The following is a 17,253-nucleotide window of genomic DNA, read 5'->3' on the forward strand; positions in this document are numbered from 1 at the left end:
TCCATACCTTCCCACACCTGAACAGGCTGCCTCAAATCTCAGGAGATTCCCCTATGGCCACCGTCGCCGTCACCGATGACACCTTCGACGCCGAAGTGAAGAATTCCGACATCCCCGTCGTCGTCGATTTCTGGGCCGAGTGGTGCGGCCCCTGCAAGCAGATCGGCCCCGCGCTCGAAGAGCTGTCCGCCGAGATGGAAGGCAAGGTCAAGATCGCCAAGGTCGACGTTGACCAGAACCCCAACACCGCCGCGGCAATGGGCGTGCGCGGCATCCCCGCGCTCTTCGTCTTCAAGGACGGCCAGGCGGTGTCGAACCTTGCCGGTGCGCGCCCCAAGGCCGCACTGCAAAGCTGGATCGAAGAATCGATCTGAGCCGCGTAACCAGTTGAATTCGCAAGGGCGCCTTCGGGCGCCCTTGTCGTTTTGCGCGGCATGGCCCATATCGGGCCACAACCGACAAGGAGCGTTCTCATGTCCGACGAGTTTCCCGGCTGGCACGGCACCACGATCATCGGCGTCCGCAAGGGCGGGCAGGTGGTCATCGCAGGTGACGGGCAGGTCAGCCTTGGCCAGACCGTGATAAAGGGCACCGCGCGCAAGGTGCGCCGCCTGTCTCCGGGCGGTCATGACGTGCTCTGCGGCTTCGCCGGATCCACGGCGGATGCCTTTACCCTGCTGGAACGGCTGGAGAAAAAGCTGGAGGCCGCGCCGGGACAGTTGCAGCGTGCCAGCGTCGAGCTGGCCAAGGACTGGCGCACCGACAAGTACCTCCAGAAACTCGAGGCGATGCTGATCGTGACCGACGGCAAGGATCTTTATGTGATCACGGGCGCCGGCGACGTTCTTGAACCGGAACATGACGTGGCGGCCATTGGCTCGGGCGGGAATTTCGCCCTGGCAGCAGCGCGTGCCATGATGGACACCGACAAGTCCGCCGAAGAGGTGGCACGCACCGCGATGGCCATTGCCTCCGACATCTGCGTCTACACCAACGGCAATCTGACCGTGGAAACGCTGGGCTGACCTCGGTTCAGCCCGTTCGGTTCCAGACGCCGTCACGCCTCACATAGCTGACGGCGTCGCTTTCGACGAATCGCGTTCCTTCAGCTGCCCAGCGCCCGATCCGCACGCCCGGTCCGTCGAGATCGAGCAGGTTGAAGGTATTGGGCTCACCCCGCACCCGGCTGGACAGGCAGGTGCCCGCCTGCACGAACAGCAATTCGGGCCAGGCCCGCATCGGGGCAACCACCGTGTTGTGCAGATGGCCGGACAGGACGATCTGCGCACCGCATTGCGCAAACCCCCTCAGCCCCGCGTCTGCCCCCCGCATCAGCCGTTTCCGCACCCCGGCACCGTGTTGCAGGGGATGATGCAACACCGCGACGCGCGCCCGGTCACCAGCGGCATCGAAGCCCTTGCAGGCCCGTTCTATCCGCCGCGAAGACAGCCGCCCGCGTTGCCAGGAAAAGCGGTTCACCGTGTTCACGCCGACCACCACCATGCCGTCATCGGCGTATCGCGGTTCCAGGTCCTGATGGACCGCGCGCCTATAGCGCCGCCAAGGCGCGACCATCCGCAGCCAGAGATTGTCGAGCGGCGTGTCATGGTTGCCCGGCACCGCCAGCCAGGGCGCATCGAGGCGGTCCAGAAAGGCCCGCGCCCGTGCGAATTGGCCCAGGCGCGCGCGCTGGGTGAAATCGCCCGAGATCACCACCAGATTTGGCGCCAACCGGCCGATCGTATCCAGCAGCGGCTGTTCCAGGTCTTCCCGCGCGCGCCCGTAGTGCAGGTCCGACAGGTGAAGAATTCGCTTCATTGTCTCTCCTGCGGCATGACCAGCCGCAATTCCTCCTCCGTCATGGCAAAGCGCAACGGCCCCTCCATCTTGCGCTTTTCACCATCATAGGCCAGCAGCATCCGCCGTTTCCCGAGCAGGTCGAGATCCAGCCGGTCGCCCCGGATCAGGTCGTAGTCCACGCCTTCCTCGACCGCGCCCGCGGCCAGACGAGCCACCCTGCGGAACAGTTCTCCGCGACTTTCTGCGCGGACAACCAATACCGCGAAACCGCCGGCCTTGATCGCCTCGCCCCCGGCCAGACCAAACCGCGCCAGTTGAAAGCCCGAACGCCCGACAAACACGAGGGCCGTCTTGCGGACGTGACTGCCATCGCCGGTACCAAGTCGAACCCGCATCGGACGGCGAAAGCGCAGGAAACTGCGGACGACCGACCAATGCGCCATCAGGCGCCGGCGGCCCCAGCGGCGATAGATCTCCTCGCGCTCTTTCAGGATGCGGGGATAGACGCCGACGCTGGCGTTGTTGAGAAAGATCTGCCCGTTCACCTGGCCCAACCGCCTTGGCTCGATCCGGCCGGCCGCGATCTGGCGGGCGGCCTCGGCCGGGTCCGGGTGCAGCCCAAGACCCCGTGCGAAATAGTTGAAGGTCCCCAGAGGCAGGACCCCCATCGCAATCCCGGTCCCCAGCAGCTTGCCCGCGGTGGCAACCGCGGTGCCGTCGCCCCCGGCTGAGACGATCATATCGGGCTGCCGGGCCACGGCCTTGTCCAGCGTCGCACCCAGTTGGTCGGGGCGGGTGCAGGCCAGCACCTCGGCCCCCAGAACCTGCGCGGCCGCGTCAACCGCCGCTGCATCGCGCGAGTTGCGCCCGGATTTCAGGTTGGCGACGATGCAGATCCGCCCGGTCGCCCCGATTTTCATGCCGTCCTGCATCGTGCCCGTATCCCGCATGGCGCCCTCGCTTTCGTTGACGGGAACCCCCAGCGACGAAGGCGGTTCCCGGAAAGGGCTTGGATTCTGGCGTCACATGTATATCTCACGGCGAAACCCACGCCCACTGGCGCGGCACAAGGAACAAGACGCATGACCGACCTCACCCCCCGCGAAATCGTCTCGGAACTCGACCGTTTCATCATCGGCCAGAAAGAGGCCAAGCGCGCCGTCGCCGTGGCCCTGCGCAACCGCTGGCGGCGCAAGCAACTGTCGGACGATCTGCGTGACGAGGTTTATCCCAAGAACATCCTGATGATCGGCCCCACCGGCGTCGGCAAGACCGAGATCAGCCGTCGCTTGGCGAAACTGGCCCGCGCGCCCTTCATCAAGGTCGAGGCGACCAAGTTCACCGAAGTGGGCTATGTTGGCCGCGACGTGGAACAGATCATCCGGGACCTGGTGGACACCGCCATCGTCGACACCCGCGAACACATGCGCGAAGAGGTCAAGGCACGCGCCCATGAGGCCGCCGAGGACCGGGTCATCACCGCCATCGCCGGCACCGATGCGCGCGAAGGCACGCGTGAGATGTTCCGCCGGAAACTCAAGAACGGCGAACTGGACGACACCGAAATCGAGCTGGACGTGGCCGAGACGGGCTCGCCCTTTCCAATGATGGAGATCCCCGGCCAGCCCGGCGGAAACATGGGCATGATGAACCTCGGAGAAATGTTCGGAAAGGCCTTTGGCGGGCGCACTACCCGCAAGCGGATGACCGTTGCCGAAAGCTACGAGGTGCTGATTTCCGAAGAGGCGGACAAGCTTCTGGACGACGAGGTCGTCAAGACGGCAGCCCTTGAGACGGTCGAACAGAACGGCATCGTCTTCCTTGACGAGATCGACAAGGTGGCCGCGCGGCAAGAGGCACGCGGTGGCGATGTCTCCCGCGAGGGCGTGCAGCGTGACCTGCTGCCGTTGATCGAGGGCACGACCGTCAGCACCAAGCACGGCGCGGTCAAGACCGACCACATCCTGTTCATCGCCTCGGGCGCCTTCCACATCGCCAAGCCGTCGGACCTGTTGCCGGAGCTGCAGGGACGTCTGCCAATCCGCGTCAACCTGCGTGCCCTGACCGAAGAGGATTTCGTGCGCATCCTGACCGAAACGGACAATGCCCTGACCCGCCAGTACACGGCGCTGATGGCAACCGAAGAGGTCACTGTCAGCTTTACCGACGAGGGCATCGCCGCACTGGCCAAGATCGCAGCCGAGGTAAACACCAGCGTCGAGAATATCGGCGCGCGGCGGCTTTACACGGTGATGGAGCGTGTGTTCGAAGAACTGAGCTTTACCGCGCCGGATCAAGCCGGGACCGAGGTCACGGTGGATGCGGATTTCGTCGAGCAGCACCTGGGCGAACTGACCCGCTCGACCGACCTGAGCCGCTACGTTCTCTGAATTTCGGCGGATCGCGAGCGGCTGGCCCCTCGCGCCACCAAAGGAATCCTTCGGCCCAGGAAACATGGGCCGCCCCCAAAAAAGGAAACGCCCCGCAGATCCTGCGGGGCGTTTCGTTTCGGTAGAGGTCTCGGATCAGATCCGGGACAAGGTCATGCTCAGGCCGTCCACCAACGCTCGGCCATGCGGGCGTTGTCCATCTGCCAGAGGTTGCCCACCTTTTCCGGGTTGGCAATCTTGTTGGAAACCGCCTGCACGTAGTTGGCGAACATCGGCAGGACCACGCCGCCATCGGTGCGCAGGATCTGCTGCATCTCCGTGTACATCTCGCGGCGCTTGGTCGGGTCCAGCTCGGCGCGGGCCTCGACCAGAAGGTCCTGGAAGCGTTCGCTGTCTTCGCGTCCCCACTGGGTGTCGTTCCACGGCACGCCTTCCTCGTAGGCGCTGGAGAACATCCAGTCCTCGGTCGCACGGCCCGACCAGTAGCAGGCGCAGAAGGGCTTTTTCAGCCAGACGTTCGACCAGTAGCCATCCGCCGGTTCCTGCACCACGTTGATGTTGATGCCCGCCGACTTGGCCGAGGCCTGGTACAGCTGCGCCGCGTCGACGGCACCCTCGAAGGCCGCGCTGGAGGCGGAAAGGTCGATATCCAGCGAGGAAAGGCCCGCCTCCTTGAGGTAGAACTTCGCCTTGTCCGGATCGTAGCTGTTCTGCTCCATGTCGGCGGCGAAATACTGGTTTGCGGGACCGATGGGCGTGTCGTTGCCCACGCGGCCGTGGCCCAGCAGGATCTTGTCGACCATCTCCTGGCGGTTGATGGCGAATTTCAGCGCCCGGCGCACGTTGACGTCGTTGAAGGGCGCCACGTCGGTCAGCATCGGGAAGGTGTACTGCTGGTTGCAGGACACTTCCTGGATGCGCACCATCGGGTTCGCCTTGAGCAGCGACTCTGTCTTGAGGTCGATGCGGTTGATCGCGTCGACCTGACCGGTCAGCAGCGCATTCATCCGCGCGGTGTTGTCGTTGACCGCGATGTACTCGATCTCGTCAAAGAACCCGGCGTCACCATCCTTGTAGTGGCTGTCGACCCGCGTCGCGACCATGCGCACGCCCGGTTCAAAGCTCTGGACCTTGTACAGCCCGGTGCCGATGCCCTTGGCGATGGCCTCTTCGATCTGACCCGCCGGGTAGATCAGCAGGTGATAATCCGACAGCAGGTAGGGGAAGTCGGCGTTGCCGGCCTCCAGCGTGAACTGCACCTGGTGGTCGGTGATCTTCTTCATCTCGGTGATGGATTCGATGATCGGCTTGGCCGCCGATTTCGCACCCTCGGCAACGTGCATCTGCAAGGAGGCGATCACGTCATCCGCGCCAAAGGCCTTGCCATTGTGGAAGGTCACGCCCTGGCGCAGGTTGAAGGTCCAGGTCTTGGCGTCCGGCGTCGCCTCCCAGGAGGTTGCCAGCTCACCCTTGAGCGTGCCGTCGGCGCCGACCTCGGTGAGGTTGTCAAAGACCGACCCCTGGGCCGAGGCGATCATGAACAGGTCGGAATGCGTGCGGGCATCCCAGCTGTCCGAGGTGTTGGCCCCCGACAGAGCGGCGCGCAGGCGGCCGCCCCGCTTGGCCTGGGCACGCAGCGGCAGGCCGCTGGCGGCGAGCACACCGGCAGCGGCGCCGGTGGTCAGAAGTCCGCGTCTGCTAATTCTGGTCATGTCAGTCTCCCTTGGTCATTGCCCGCCCCGGTTCGGTTTCGGGACAGGTTTGTCGCTTTTTGGCGATTCCTACGACATTTTATCAACGGCGGCATCGCCTATGTTATCAACTCCGCGTTCTTTCAGCAGATTTGTCAGCCAATCCGGGTCCATCTCGGGGACGGAGGACAGCAGCAGATCGGTGTAGGCGTGGTGAGGGGGCTTGAACATGTCGCGTTTCGGCCCCTGTTCGACCACCAGCCCGTCCTTCATCACCACCACTTCGTCTGCGATGGCACGCACGGTTGCCAGGTCATGGGTGATGAACATGTAGCTCAGGCCAAGTTCGTCCTGCAGCCGGGCCAGCAACTTGAGGATACCCTCGGCAACCAGTTGGTCCAGCGCGCTGGTGACTTCGTCGCAGATGATGAACTTCGGCTCGGCGGCCAGGGCGCGGGCGATGCCGATGCGTTGTTTCTGCCCGCCCGACAGCTCCGAGGGCAGACGGTCGATATACTGGTCGGCGGGCAGCTCGATCTGGTCCATCAGCTCGGCCACGCGCTTGCGCTTGGCCGACCCGCGCAGGCCCATGTAAAATTCGACCGGGCGGCCGATGATCTCTCCGATGGTCTTGCGCGGGTTCAGTGCGGTGTCCGCCATCTGATAGATCATCTGGACCTGGCGCAGCTGTTCCTTGCTGCGCTTGCGATAGTCCAGCGGCAGCGGCTCGCCATCCAGCTCGATCGTGCCAATGCGCGGCGGCAAGAGCCCAGTGATACAGCGCGCGGTGGTCGATTTGCCGGAACCGGATTCGCCCACCACAGCCACCGTACGACCCGCATGGATGTCAAAGCTGACGTCGTGCAGAACGTCCACCGTCCCGTAGGCCGCCGTCACCCCCTGGACAGAGATCACCGGCGTCGCATCGGTGGCGACAGGCGGTTTGTCGGGCCGTTCAAAGGCGCGCACGGCCCATAGGCTTTTCGTGTACTCCTGCGTCGGCGTGCTGAGCATCGTGCGGGTATCGGCCTCTTCGACCTCGTCGCCCTTCAGCAGCACCTTGATGCGGTCGGCCATCTGCGCGACCACGGCCAGGTCATGGGTGATGTAGATCGCGGCGGTGTCGAATTCCTCGACAATCTGCCGGATGCTGGCCAGCACCTCGATCTGGGTGGTCACGTCCAGCGCGGTGGTCGGCTCGTCAAAGATGATCAGGTCGGGACGGCAGGCCATGGCCATCGCGGTCATGGCCCGCTGCAACTGGCCGCCAGAGACCTGGTGCGGATAGCGAAAACCGATCTCGTCCGGGTTGGGCAGCCGCAGCTTGCGGTACAGTTCGATCCCGTCGTCGGCGCTTTCGGACTTGCCGGATACGCCATGCTGTACCGGCGCCTCCGTGTGCTGATCGATCAGCTTGTGCGCGGGGTTGAAACTGGCCGCGGCGGATTGCGCCACATAGGCGATGCGCTTGCCCAGCAACTGGCGCTTTTGTTCGGCGCTGGCGGACAGCAAGTCGATGCCGTCGAACGTCACGTTGCCGCCCGAGATGCGCACGCCGTCGCGGCAAAAGCCCATCGCGGCCAGGCCCAGCGTCGACTTGCCGGCACCGGATTCACCGATGAGGCCCAGCACCTCGCCCTTTTTCAGGGTCAGGTCGACGCCGTTGATGATTGGCATCCAGGTTTCGTCCGAGCGGCCCTCGATCCGCACGTCGCGCATTTCGACCAGAAAGTCAGACATGGCTCAATCCTTCAGCCCCGAGGAGCGGTTCAGCATCCAGTCGACCACGAAGTTCACGGCGACCGTCAGCAGGGCGATCGCCCCGGCGGCCAGCAGCGGCACGCTGGCCGCAAGCGGCGCGAAACTGGCGTAGTTGATGAAGGCCGAGAGGTCCTTGACCATCGTGCCCCAGTCCGCGAGCGGCGGCTGGATGCCAAGGCCGAGGAAGCTGAGTGCGGAAATCGTCAGGAACACGAAACAGAACCGCAACCCGAACTCTGCCAGCAGCGGTGCGGTGGCATTGGGCAGGATCTCTCGGAAGATGAGATAGGGCAGTCCCTCGCCGCGCAGCTTGGCCGCCTCGATGTAATCCATCACGACGATGTTCATGCCCACGGCGCGCGCCAGGCGAAAGACCCGCGTCGAATCGATCACCGCGATGATCACTACCATCGCCACCGTCAGGCCAAAGCCGGACACCCAGGCCGAGGCCACGGTGATCAGCAAAAGCGAGAAGATCAGCGAGGGGATCGCCATCAGCACATCGACCATGCGGCTCAAGACCTGGTCCATCCAGCCGCGCAGGGTGGCGGCCAGGAAGCCGAAGGTGCCGCCGAGGACAAAGGCCAGCACCGTCGTGGCAAAGGCGATGCCCACGGTGTTCTGGGCGCCGTAGATCAGGCGGGACAGGATGTCCCGGCCGATCTGGTCGGTGCCAAGCGGGAAATCCGGGTTGCCGCCCAGCGCCGGGTTACCGCCGGGCACGATGTTGGCCTGGCCGAAGACCTCTTCCTGTCCGTGTGGGGCCAGCGCCGGGGCAAAGATCGCCAAAAGCGCATAGATCAGGATGACCAGCACGCCGAAGGCGGCGGTCAGCGGCATCTGGCGGAACATCTTGCGGCTGCCCGCGGTGCCCACGGTGCGCCCGATCAGGCGAAAGGCAAAGGCCGCCGCCGCGCCGATCAGCACGCCCTGCACCGCCCAGCGGAAGAACTGGACCGAGGCCACGGGCACGCCATCGGCCGTCACCGCAGGCTGGAAGTAGTACCAGATGCCGAACAGCAACAGCGCCGCGCCCAGAACGTAGCCAAAGGCCACCGCCAGCGGCATGTCGCGGAAAAAGGGCTTGTTTCCGGTCAGGGTCTGCCCGGCCAGGCGCATGACCCATCCGCCCGCCAGCAAGACCACGATGGCGCCGAGAATCCAGAGTACGGTGCTCATTTCGGATGCCTCAACCGCGGGTTGGACAGGATCGACAGGATGTCGGCTGTCAGGTTCAGCAGGATATAGGCGGCAGCAAAGATCAGGCAGCAGGCCTGCACCACCGGGATGTCACGGATCTTGACGCTGTCCACGAAAAGCTGTCCGATGCCGGGATAGACAAAAACCACCTCGACCACCACGACGCCGGTGATGAGATAGGCCAGGTTCAGCGCGATCACGTTGATGATCGGCGCCAGCGCGTTGGGCAGCGCATGGTGCACGATCACCCGCATCGGCTTGATGCCTTTCAGGCGCGCCATCTCGATATAGGGGCTGGCAAGCAGGTTGATGATCGCCGCGCGGGTCATGCGCATCATGTGCGCGGTCACCACCAGCGTCAGCGTCAGTGCCGGCAACAGCGTCTTTTGCAGCCGCTCGCCAAAGCCCATGTCCGCATAGATGTTGGACAAGGACGGCAGCAGCGGGTTCAGCACCGCGAGGAAGAGGATCAGCACATAGGCCAGAAAGAACTCGGGGCTGGAAATCGAGGTCAGCGTCGAGATGTTCGCCACCTTGTCGAAGACGGAGTTCCGATAAAGCGCCGCAAGGACCCCAAGCGTCACCGCAAAGGGCACCGCGATGGCGGCAGTGACACCGGCAAGGAACATCGTGTTCGCAAAGCGCGGTGCGATCTGCTGGGCCACGGTGGTCCGCACACCCGAATCGTCACCGACGAAGCTGGCAAAATTCGCCTGGGCAAAGGAATTGCCCAGATCGCCCTGCAACGCACCGGCCAGCCATTGAAGGTAGCGCGTCACCGGGTCCTGATCGAGCCCGAGATCCCGACGGATGGCCGCCACGGCCTCGGGTGTGGCCCCCTGCCCCAAGATCGCCTCGGCGAAATCCCCCGGCAGCATGTTCACCGCCGCAAAGATCACGATTGAAACGATGAACAGAGTCAAAAGGCCCAGCGCAAGTCGCTGGAGGATGATTTTGATTACCGGATTCAAGATCCCTGTCGTTTTCTTGTTTTCGTTACAGTTAGGTTAGCGCCTGAAATCGGTGTGTAAACCCTGTGTCTGGACCGTTTCAGTCCCTCAGGCTGGCCAGATCGTCCATGACGCGCACCAATTCGGCGCTGATCCCGGGTTCCGAAAGCGCGTGACCCGCGTTCCGGATCATCCGCAGGTCGGCCCCCGGCCAGGCCTGCGCCAGGTCCCAGGCGCGGCGCGGCGGGCAGATCATGTCATAGCGGCCTTGCACGATGACCCCCGGCACATCGGCCAGCCGGCCGATGTTGTTCAGGATCCAGCCGTCCTCGTCCAGGAAGCCCGCGTTGATGAAATAGTGATTCTCGAGCCGGGCAAAGGCACGCGCGTATTCACCGGGCGCCTCGCCGCCGATCCCGTTGGAATAGACAGAGGCCAGCGCGTTTTCCCAGGACGACCACGCCTGCGCAAAGCGCGTCTCGGTCCGAAGGTCGCCGCTGAACAGACGCTTGTGATAGGCGCCGATCAGGTCGCCGCGCTCGTCCTCGGGGACCATGTCGGCAAATCGCGCCCAGGGCTCTGGCCAGAATTGCCCGGCGCCACCACCATAGAACCAGTCCAGTTCTGTCCGGGTCATCAGGAAGACACCGCGCAGCACCAACTGGGACACGGCCTCGGGGTGGCTGATGGCATAGATCAGCGCCAGCGTGGCGCCCCAACTGCCGCCAAAGACCACGGCACGGTCGATTTCCAGCTCGGCGCGGATCGTCTCGATGTCGGCGACGAGGTTCCAGGTGGTATTGGCGACCACGCTGGCATGGGGCCGCGAGCGACCGCAGCCGCGCTGATCGAACAGGATGACGCGATAGTGCCTTGGGTCGAAATAGCGTCGCATCGCCGGGCTGCAGCCACCGCCGGGGCCCCCGTGCAACACGATGACAGGCTGGCCTTCGGGATTGCCGCATTGTTCGACATAGATCCTGTGCCCGTCGCCCACGTCCAGCATACGCTGGTCGAACGGGTCGATCGCCGGATAGAGATATTGCACTGCGCGCTTTTGGCCCGGGATTTTGTCCATGCCCTACCTATATTGCGCCTCAAGGGCAAAAGACCATGAGGAAATTCATGACGACCACCGTGGACGCATCCGAGATCGCCAAGTTCGAAGCGATGGCCGCCGAATGGTGGGATCCGCACGGCAAGTTCAAGCCGCTGCACATGATGAATCCCGTGCGGCTGGACTATATCACCAGCCAGATCGCGGCGGAATTCGACCGCGACCTGACCGGCGCGCAGCCCTTTGCGGGCCTGCGCATCATGGACATCGGGTGTGGCGGCGGGCTGCTCAGCGAACCGATGGCGCGGCTGGGCGCCGATGTTGTCGGCGTGGATGCCGCCGAGCGCAACATCCCCGTGGCCCAGACCCACGCGGCGCAATCCGGCCTGCAGATCGACTATCGTCATACCACGGCCGAAGCCATGGCCGAGGCGGGCGAACGGTTCGACGTGGTGCTCAACATGGAAGTGGTGGAACACGTCGCCGATCCGCTGGCCTACCTGACGGCCTGCCGGCAGTTGCTGAAACCCGGCGGTCTGCACATCTGTTCGACCATAAACCGCAACCCCAAGAGTTTCGCGGTGGCCATCGTGGGCGCGGAATATGTGATGCGCTGGCTGCCAAAGGGCACCCATGAATGGGCCAAGTTCATCACGCCGGACGAGTTGTACGAGTTGATGCGCCAGGCCGGGCTGGAGCCGGTGGACCGCAAGGGATTCGTCTTCAACCCGATCAGCTGGGCGTGGAGCGTGTCGGACCGCGACCTCAGCGTGAACTATGTCACTGCCGCGCTGAACCCGGTCTGAGGAGGGGGGCGCTGCCCCCCGTCTCCCTCCGGTCGGCTCCCCCGGAGGTATTTTTGGCCCAAAGAAACACGGGCGCGCCCTGCGACTTTCCTGTGAGCTGAAGACCTGCGGGGAAGGACCGCGGCGGTGGCCCTTTATTCCTCCAGCCGCAGCCGCAATTCCCGCAGGACGGGCAAGGCCGCGCGCACGCGGTCCTCGCCCAGGTCGCCCAGCATCTCGTCGATGAGCGGCGTGATCGCGGCAAGCGCCGCCTCGCGGGCAGACCGGCCCGCAGGCGAGATCGAGACCAGCTTGCGCCGTGCATCGTCCCAATCCGGGCGGATGTGGACGTAGCCCGCGATTTCCAGTTTCGACAAGGTGTTGGTCATCGCGCCACGGGTGACGTGAAAGGCGCGCGCCAGTTGTGCCGGGGTCTTCTCTCCGCCCCGGGCAAGATGGTTGAGCACGGAAAAATGCGAGATTTCCATGCGGTTCGGCAGGACCTTGGTCAGGCGCGCGCGCAACAGCTGATCCGCCGTCAGCAGTTCCGAGAAAAGCGAGATGGCAAGGCCGCTGGCGTCGCTCATGCCGGTCCCTCGAAACTGCGATCGTGGGTCAGCGCAGGCACCTTGCGGCGTGCCTCGTCGACCGCGCCCATGTCGAGATCGACGCAAAAAACGCCCGGTTCCGTGCCCGCGTCCAACAGCACCTCGCCCCAGGGAGAAATCGCCATCGAATGGCCATGAGTCTTACGCGCGCGGCCCTCCTTGGCCCTGTGCCGGCCCGTCTGCGCCGGGGCCAGGACGTAACAGCCGGTCTCGATTGCGCGGGCCTGCAAGAGCGGCTGCCAATGCATGGGACCGGTGCCCGGCGAAAAGGCCGCCGGAACGGTGAGCACCTGCGCGCCCGCTTGCGCCAGCGCGCGATAGAGATAGGCGAAGCGGATGTCGTAGCAGATGCTAAGGCCCAGCTTGCCCAGTGGCGTGTGCGCCAGAACCGCCTGCCCGCCCGGCGCAAAGCCCGAGGATTCGCGGTAGGTCTCCGTCTCGGAGACCTGCACGTCGAACATATGCATCTTGTCATAGCGCGCCGCGATGCTGCCATCGGGCGCGATCAGGACCGACCGGTTTACGAAACGCGTTTCCGGCGGCTCTGCCTTCAGCGCAAGCGATCCGGCCAGTACCCAGATCCCCAGGTCCGCCGTCGCATCCCGCAGACCGGCCAGTGTCGGGTCCGCGTTCTCGGGATGCAGCACTTCGGCCTGGTGGGCACGGTCCATCGAGACGCAATTGCAGACCTCGGGCGTCAGCGCGATCTGCGCACCGTCGCCCTGTGCGCGGGACAACATCCCCCGCATCGTGGCCAGGTTGTCCGCCGGATCATCCGACGAGGTCATCTGCAGCAATGCGGCCCGCATCAGCCGGCCAGCAAGGCGTCCAGCTTGCCCTGCTGTTCCAGTGCCGCGAGTTCATCGTAGCCGCCCACGTGGGTCTCTCCGATGAAGATCTGCGGCACGGTGTGGCGGCCGTGGGCGCGGTCCATCATCTCGGATCGGCGGTTCGGCTCTTCGAGCACGTTGACGCCAGCATAGTCGACACCCTTGCTGTCCAGCAGGCGTTTGGCCGCGTGGCAGTAGCCGCAGAGCGGTGAATAGTACATCTCGACCGGTTGCATTTCGGTCCTCCAGATCGTTCGTTCGCTTCCCGCAGGACTTATGCGTCTTTGGCCGCGCGCGCCAGTACGCTGACACAAACCTCCGTTGCGCCGGCTGCAAGACAGGCCTCTGACGCCGCCGCCAGGGTCGCCCCGCTAGTCATGACATCGTCAACGATCAACACCGGCCGCCCCTTAATCATCGGGGTGCGCCAGTCCGGCACGCGGATCATGCCGGACAGCGCGCTGAAGCGTTCCTCGCGGCTCTTGCCTTCGAGACTGGGCGTGGCCCTGAGCCGGTGCAATGCGTCAGGGCACCAATCCAGGCCCAGATCCCGCGCCAAGGCCTCTGCCAGAAGGGCGGACTGGTTGTAGCGCCGTTTCAGGTGACGTCTGACATGCAGGGGCACCGGCACCACCAACATGTTGTCCCGGATCATCCCGCGCGAAACCCGGGCCATCCACTTTGCCGCCGGGCGCGCGATGTCGTGGCGGTCGCCGTGTTTCAGCGCCAGCACCATCCGCCGACCCCGGTCGCGATAGACCAGCGCGGCGCGCCCGTGGCTCCAGGGGCGTGCAATGGTGAGACAATCGTCGCAATGTTCCGTCCGGTCGGACTGGCCGGGCAGGGGTACACCGCATAGATCACAGGACAGGCCTGATATGAATGGCGTATCCCGCCAGCAGGTTCCGCACAGGCCAAAGTCCGTCTCCACCAGCCCGCCGCAGGCCAGGCAACGCGGCGGATAGACCATCTGCACCAGGGTTTGCATCCCCGTCGACCACAGCCTATGAGCCAACATATGCCCAATCCTCCCCGCCTTACCGACCGGCACGCCCTGACCCTGCACCGCGCCCGTGCGCGCATGGACGCGCTGTTCCTGCACGAGGCCGCGCGGGACGACGCGCAGGATCGTCTCTCGATGGTTAACAAGGGGTTTACGGACATCGCCGTGGTGACGCCTTTCCCGCAGGTCTGGCAGCCGCATTTCGCCTCGGCGAAATGCCTCGCCGACGCCGAGGTGCTGGACCTCGACGAAGGCGCGCATGACCTGGTGATCCACGCGCTGTGCCTGCACTGGGCGGATGACCCCGTGGGCCAGTTGATCCAGTGCCGACGCGCGCTGCGGCCCGACGGGTTGTGCCTGGTGCTGACACTGGGCGGGCAGACCTTGCACGAGTTGCGGGCCGCGCTGGCCCAGGCCGAAACCGAAGTCACCGGCGGGCTGTCGCCGCGGGTGGCCCCGATGGGCGAGATCCGCGACCTGGGCGCCCTGTTGCAACGCGCGGGGCTGGCTCTGCCGGTAGCTGATTCCGCGCCATTGACCGCCAGCTACGCCACGCCGCTGCACCTGATGCACGAACTGCGCGCGATGGGAGAAGGCAACGCCCTGGAAGGCCGGTTGCGGCACCCCACACGGCGCGCCGTCCTGCTGCGCGCGGCCGAGATCTATGCCCGGGAGTTCGCGCTGCCCGACGGGCGGGTGCCCGCGACATTCGAGATCATCACGCTGACCGGATGGGCGCCCGATGCCTCGCAGCCAAAGCCGCTGCGCCCCGGGTCCGCCGCCCAGCGCCTGGCCGATGCGCTTAATACCTCGGAAACGCCTTTGAAAGATTGACGCATTGCAAAACGACGATACATCCAGCCAAACGCGTGATCACGGGACAGACATCATGCTTGACGCCTCCTCTGCTGCCGAACGTCCGGCCCATGCGCCCGACGACCATCCCAGCCTCCCGCGCGAACGCGTGGGTGTGCTGCTGGCCAACCTTGGGACGCCGGACAACTACGACTATTGGTCGATGCGGCGCTACCTGAACGAATTCCTCTCGGACCAGCGGGTGATCGACTATCCCAAGTGGAAATGGCAGCCGTTGTTGCAACTCATCATCCTGACCAAACGCCCCTTCAGCTCGGGCGAGGCCTACAAGTCGATCTGGAATGAAGAGGCGGGGGAAAGCCCGCTGATGACGATCACCAAGGACCAGACCGCGGCCATCGCCCGCAAGATGGCCGACCGCTACGGCGACCAGGTCCGGGTCGATTTCTGCATGCGCTACGGCAATCCCTCGACCCAGTCCAAGGTGCGCGAGATGGTCGAGGCCGGTTGCCACAAGATCCTGTTTTTCCCGCTATATCCGCATTACGCCGGCGCCACCTCGGCCACCGCGAACGATCAGTTCTTTCGCGCGCTGATGCAGGAGAAATGGCAGCCGACCGCGCGGGTCGTCGATCCCTATTTTGGCCATCCGATGTACATCGATGCACTGGCCCAGTCGATCGAACGTGCCTACGCCCAGGCCGAATCGCGCCCCGACATCCTGGTCTGTTCCTACCACGGGGTGCCGAAACGCTACCTGCTGGAAGGCGACCCCTACCACTGCCAGTGCCAGAAGACGACACGCCTGCTGCGCGAGCGTCTGGGCTGGGACAAGACCGAGATCACCACCACCTTCCAGAGTCGATTCGGCCCCGAGGAGTGGTTGAAACCTTACACGGTGGACGAGGTCGCCCGGCTTGCGAAAGAGGACGGCAAGAAGCACATCGCCGTCTGCGCCCCTGCCTTCTCGGCCGATTGCATCGAGACGCTCGAAGAGATCAACGAAGAGATCAAGGAGAGCTTTGAAGAGGCGGGCGGCGAGAAATTCACCTATATTCCCTGCCTCAACGACGACCCGGCGCATATCGACGCCCTGTCGCAACTGATCGAGGAGAACCTGGGCGGCTGGGTCTCCTGACCCGGCCAAGCTCACGGTTTCGTTGGTGAAAACCGACGAGTGGCCGCGCGATACCTGGGTCCGGAAATGAAAAAGGCGGTGCCGTTGCACCGCCTTTTTGCATGATCTTGCGACCGTCGACGATTAGTCGGCGGCAACAGCTGCGATGATCGCGATGAGCAGCAGCGGGATCAGGAGACCAGCGGAGGACGATGCCTCTTGGGTTTCTTCCACGACCACGACGGGCTCCATGACCACTTCGTCCTTGGCGTACGACTTGTACGAACCGGCGAATGCGGTGGTTGCTGCACCAGCGAAAACGGCTGCGAGAGCGAGTTTTTTCATGTTTCTTCTCCAGATATTCGCCTACCGTGGCCACTATTGAACACACGACAGGCACCCAAGACTTACCTCGTAACCCTGTCTAAGCAGTAATTCAGAGGCTTTGCAATTGGTTCTTGGGCGCCCGATTTTGAGGTCCACCCCCATGTCGTCAAATTAGCAACACCTGCGTTCCGACGTAGGCCATCTCGTACAGTTGCTCGATATGTTCGTTGTACAGACCGATGCATCCGTTGGACGATCGACGCCCGATCTTGCGGGTGTCGTGGGTGCCGTGAATCCGGTAATACGTCCAGCTGAGGTGCAGGGCGCGGGTGCCCAGCGGGTTGTCCGGACCGGGACCGACATAGTCCGGCCATTCCGGGTTGCGACGCTTCATCGCCGGGGTCGGACGCCAGTCGGGCTCGGGGTCCTTCAGGATGACGCGGGTGCGGCCCCGCCGGGTCAGGTCCTCAGTCAGGGGGACGGACGACGGGTACAGGTAATAGCTGCCGTCCTCACGCCAGAAGTGCAGCGCCCGCGACGAGATGTCGACGAGGATCGCGCCCTTGTTGAGGTTGCTGAAGTAGTCCTTCCACTCCAGCGTGCGAAAGCTCGAGATGTTGCGGCGCACGACATTCGTCACGTTGCGCTCGATCTCGGTGGTGCCGTCATTCACGTTCTGTGCCAGCGCGGGTGTGCCGATCAGCGCCGCTCCGCCGGCGAGGAACGCGCGGCGGTCAAAGGGTCTTCCTGCCGGTTTCGTCATGCTGCATTGTCCTCGGGGGTATGAATACTGTTGCACATAATATGGCTCGAATGCCTCAGTCGCAATTCAAACACCTGTCAATATGCCGACTCACGCCGATGTGGGTTTGATCGGCAACGCGTCCTTCGCTAAGGCAGGGTCAAATGAAAAGTCCA

At 64.2% G+C, this 17,253-nt stretch carries 19 protein-coding genes; 6 read left to right on the forward strand and 13 right to left on the reverse strand.

Annotated elements, in window-relative coordinates:
• Positions 1 to 53 precede the first annotated feature (53 nt).
• Entirely contained in the window at positions 54 to 374 is a 321-nt protein-coding gene (gene trxA / locus ACQY5B_RS23160) for a thioredoxin (RefSeq protein WP_305969986.1), read from the forward strand.
• Between the two features lie 99 nt (positions 375 to 473).
• Positions 474 to 1,025, forward strand: coding sequence for an ATP-dependent protease subunit HslV (gene hslV / locus ACQY5B_RS23165; RefSeq protein WP_305969987.1), 552 nt, complete (start codon positions 474 to 476; stop codon positions 1,023 to 1,025).
• A gap of 7 nt (positions 1,026 to 1,032) precedes the next feature.
• On the opposite strand, the gene ACQY5B_RS23170 is transcribed toward hslV, so the two are convergent.
• Entirely contained in the window at positions 1,033 to 1,818 is a 786-nt protein-coding gene (locus ACQY5B_RS23170) for a metallophosphoesterase family protein (protein WP_420327140.1), read from the reverse strand.
• Positions 1,815 to 2,750 carry a diacylglycerol/lipid kinase family protein gene (locus ACQY5B_RS23175; RefSeq protein WP_420327139.1) on the reverse strand — a complete coding sequence of 312 codons (936 nt, stop codon included), beginning with the start codon at positions 2,748 to 2,750 and terminating at the stop codon, positions 1,815 to 1,817. The genes ACQY5B_RS23170 and ACQY5B_RS23175 overlap by 4 nt, the downstream gene beginning before the upstream one ends.
• 132 nt (positions 2,751 to 2,882) lie before the next feature.
• On the opposite strand from ACQY5B_RS23175, the gene hslU reads away from it, so the two are divergent.
• Positions 2,883 to 4,190 (forward strand): ATP-dependent protease ATPase subunit HslU, encoded by a 1,308-nt coding sequence (hslU, locus tag ACQY5B_RS23180; protein ID WP_420327138.1) that lies wholly within the window; start codon positions 2,883 to 2,885, stop codon positions 4,188 to 4,190.
• A 158-nt stretch (positions 4,191 to 4,348) separates the two neighbouring features.
• Here the strand turns inward: hslU and ACQY5B_RS23185 are convergent, their stop codons facing one another.
• From ACQY5B_RS23185 to pip, 5 genes are all read right to left on the reverse strand, one after another.
• Complete coding sequence (locus ACQY5B_RS23185; RefSeq protein ID WP_305969991.1) at positions 4,349 to 5,902, reverse strand: ABC transporter substrate-binding protein; 1,554 nt, start codon at positions 5,900 to 5,902, stop codon at positions 4,349 to 4,351.
• Positions 5,903 to 5,971: 69 nt separating this feature from the next.
• Positions 5,972 to 7,621 carry an ABC transporter ATP-binding protein gene (locus ACQY5B_RS23190; protein WP_420327137.1) on the reverse strand — a complete coding sequence of 550 codons (1,650 nt, stop codon included), beginning with the start codon at positions 7,619 to 7,621 and terminating at the stop codon, positions 5,972 to 5,974.
• Positions 7,622 to 7,624: 3 nt separating this feature from the next.
• Entirely contained in the window at positions 7,625 to 8,821 is a 1,197-nt protein-coding gene (locus ACQY5B_RS23195) for an ABC transporter permease (RefSeq protein ID WP_420327136.1), read from the reverse strand.
• Positions 8,818 to 9,813: an ABC transporter permease gene (locus ACQY5B_RS23200; protein ID WP_305969994.1), complete on the reverse strand. Its 996-nt coding sequence runs from the start codon at positions 9,811 to 9,813 to the stop codon at positions 8,818 to 8,820. Before ACQY5B_RS23200 ends, ACQY5B_RS23195 begins: the two co-directional genes overlap by 4 nt.
• A gap of 79 nt (positions 9,814 to 9,892) precedes the next feature.
• Positions 9,893 to 10,870, reverse strand: a complete 978-nt coding sequence (pip, locus tag ACQY5B_RS23205; RefSeq protein ID WP_420327135.1) for a prolyl aminopeptidase — start codon at positions 10,868 to 10,870, stop codon at positions 9,893 to 9,895.
• Positions 10,871 to 10,917: 47 nt separating this feature from the next.
• Here pip and ubiG point away from each other — a divergent pair, with 47 nt between their 5' ends.
• Complete coding sequence (gene ubiG / locus ACQY5B_RS23210; RefSeq protein WP_305969996.1) at positions 10,918 to 11,655, forward strand: bifunctional 2-polyprenyl-6-hydroxyphenol methylase/3-demethylubiquinol 3-O-methyltransferase UbiG; 738 nt, start codon at positions 10,918 to 10,920, stop codon at positions 11,653 to 11,655.
• Between the two features lie 134 nt (positions 11,656 to 11,789).
• On the opposite strand, the gene ACQY5B_RS23215 is transcribed toward ubiG, so the two are convergent.
• The 4 genes from ACQY5B_RS23215 to ACQY5B_RS23230 are packed head-to-tail and all read right to left on the reverse strand — an operon-like array spanning position 11,790 to position 14,090.
• Positions 11,790 to 12,221, reverse strand: coding sequence for a MarR family winged helix-turn-helix transcriptional regulator (locus ACQY5B_RS23215; RefSeq protein WP_043142755.1), 432 nt, complete (start codon positions 12,219 to 12,221; stop codon positions 11,790 to 11,792).
• Positions 12,218 to 13,051, reverse strand: a complete 834-nt coding sequence (locus tag ACQY5B_RS23220; protein WP_420327133.1) for a carbon-nitrogen hydrolase family protein — start codon at positions 13,049 to 13,051, stop codon at positions 12,218 to 12,220. The genes ACQY5B_RS23215 and ACQY5B_RS23220 overlap by 4 nt, the downstream gene beginning before the upstream one ends.
• Positions 13,051 to 13,308 (reverse strand): glutaredoxin 3, encoded by a 258-nt coding sequence (gene grxC, locus ACQY5B_RS23225; RefSeq protein ID WP_305969999.1) that lies wholly within the window; start codon positions 13,306 to 13,308, stop codon positions 13,051 to 13,053. The genes ACQY5B_RS23220 and grxC overlap by 1 nt, the downstream gene beginning before the upstream one ends.
• A 38-nt stretch (positions 13,309 to 13,346) precedes the next feature.
• Positions 13,347 to 14,090, reverse strand: coding sequence for a ComF family protein (locus ACQY5B_RS23230; RefSeq protein WP_420327132.1), 744 nt, complete (start codon positions 14,088 to 14,090; stop codon positions 13,347 to 13,349).
• Between ACQY5B_RS23230 and ACQY5B_RS23235 the strand changes: the two genes are divergently transcribed.
• Both ACQY5B_RS23235 and hemH read left to right on the forward strand, forming a co-directional pair.
• Positions 14,091 to 14,909, forward strand: coding sequence for a methyltransferase domain-containing protein (locus ACQY5B_RS23235; protein WP_420327130.1), 819 nt, complete (start codon positions 14,091 to 14,093; stop codon positions 14,907 to 14,909). It abuts the gene before it with no gap.
• A gap of 55 nt (positions 14,910 to 14,964) precedes the next feature.
• Positions 14,965 to 16,029 (forward strand): ferrochelatase, encoded by a 1,065-nt coding sequence (gene hemH / locus ACQY5B_RS23240; RefSeq protein ID WP_420327129.1) that lies wholly within the window; start codon positions 14,965 to 14,967, stop codon positions 16,027 to 16,029.
• Between the two features lie 123 nt (positions 16,030 to 16,152).
• Here the strand turns inward: hemH and ACQY5B_RS23245 are convergent, their stop codons facing one another.
• Both ACQY5B_RS23245 and ACQY5B_RS23250 read right to left on the reverse strand, forming a co-directional pair.
• Positions 16,153 to 16,353, reverse strand: coding sequence for a hypothetical protein (locus tag ACQY5B_RS23245; RefSeq protein WP_043142766.1), 201 nt, complete (start codon positions 16,351 to 16,353; stop codon positions 16,153 to 16,155).
• Between the two features lie 148 nt (positions 16,354 to 16,501).
• Positions 16,502 to 17,098 (reverse strand): L,D-transpeptidase, encoded by a 597-nt coding sequence (locus ACQY5B_RS23250; RefSeq protein WP_305970003.1) that lies wholly within the window; start codon positions 17,096 to 17,098, stop codon positions 16,502 to 16,504.
• Positions 17,099 to 17,253 lie beyond the last annotated feature (155 nt).

The sequence above is a fragment of the Antarctobacter sp. genome (assembly GCF_965277915.1).
Classification (GTDB): Bacteria; Pseudomonadota; Alphaproteobacteria; order Rhodobacterales; family Rhodobacteraceae; genus Antarctobacter.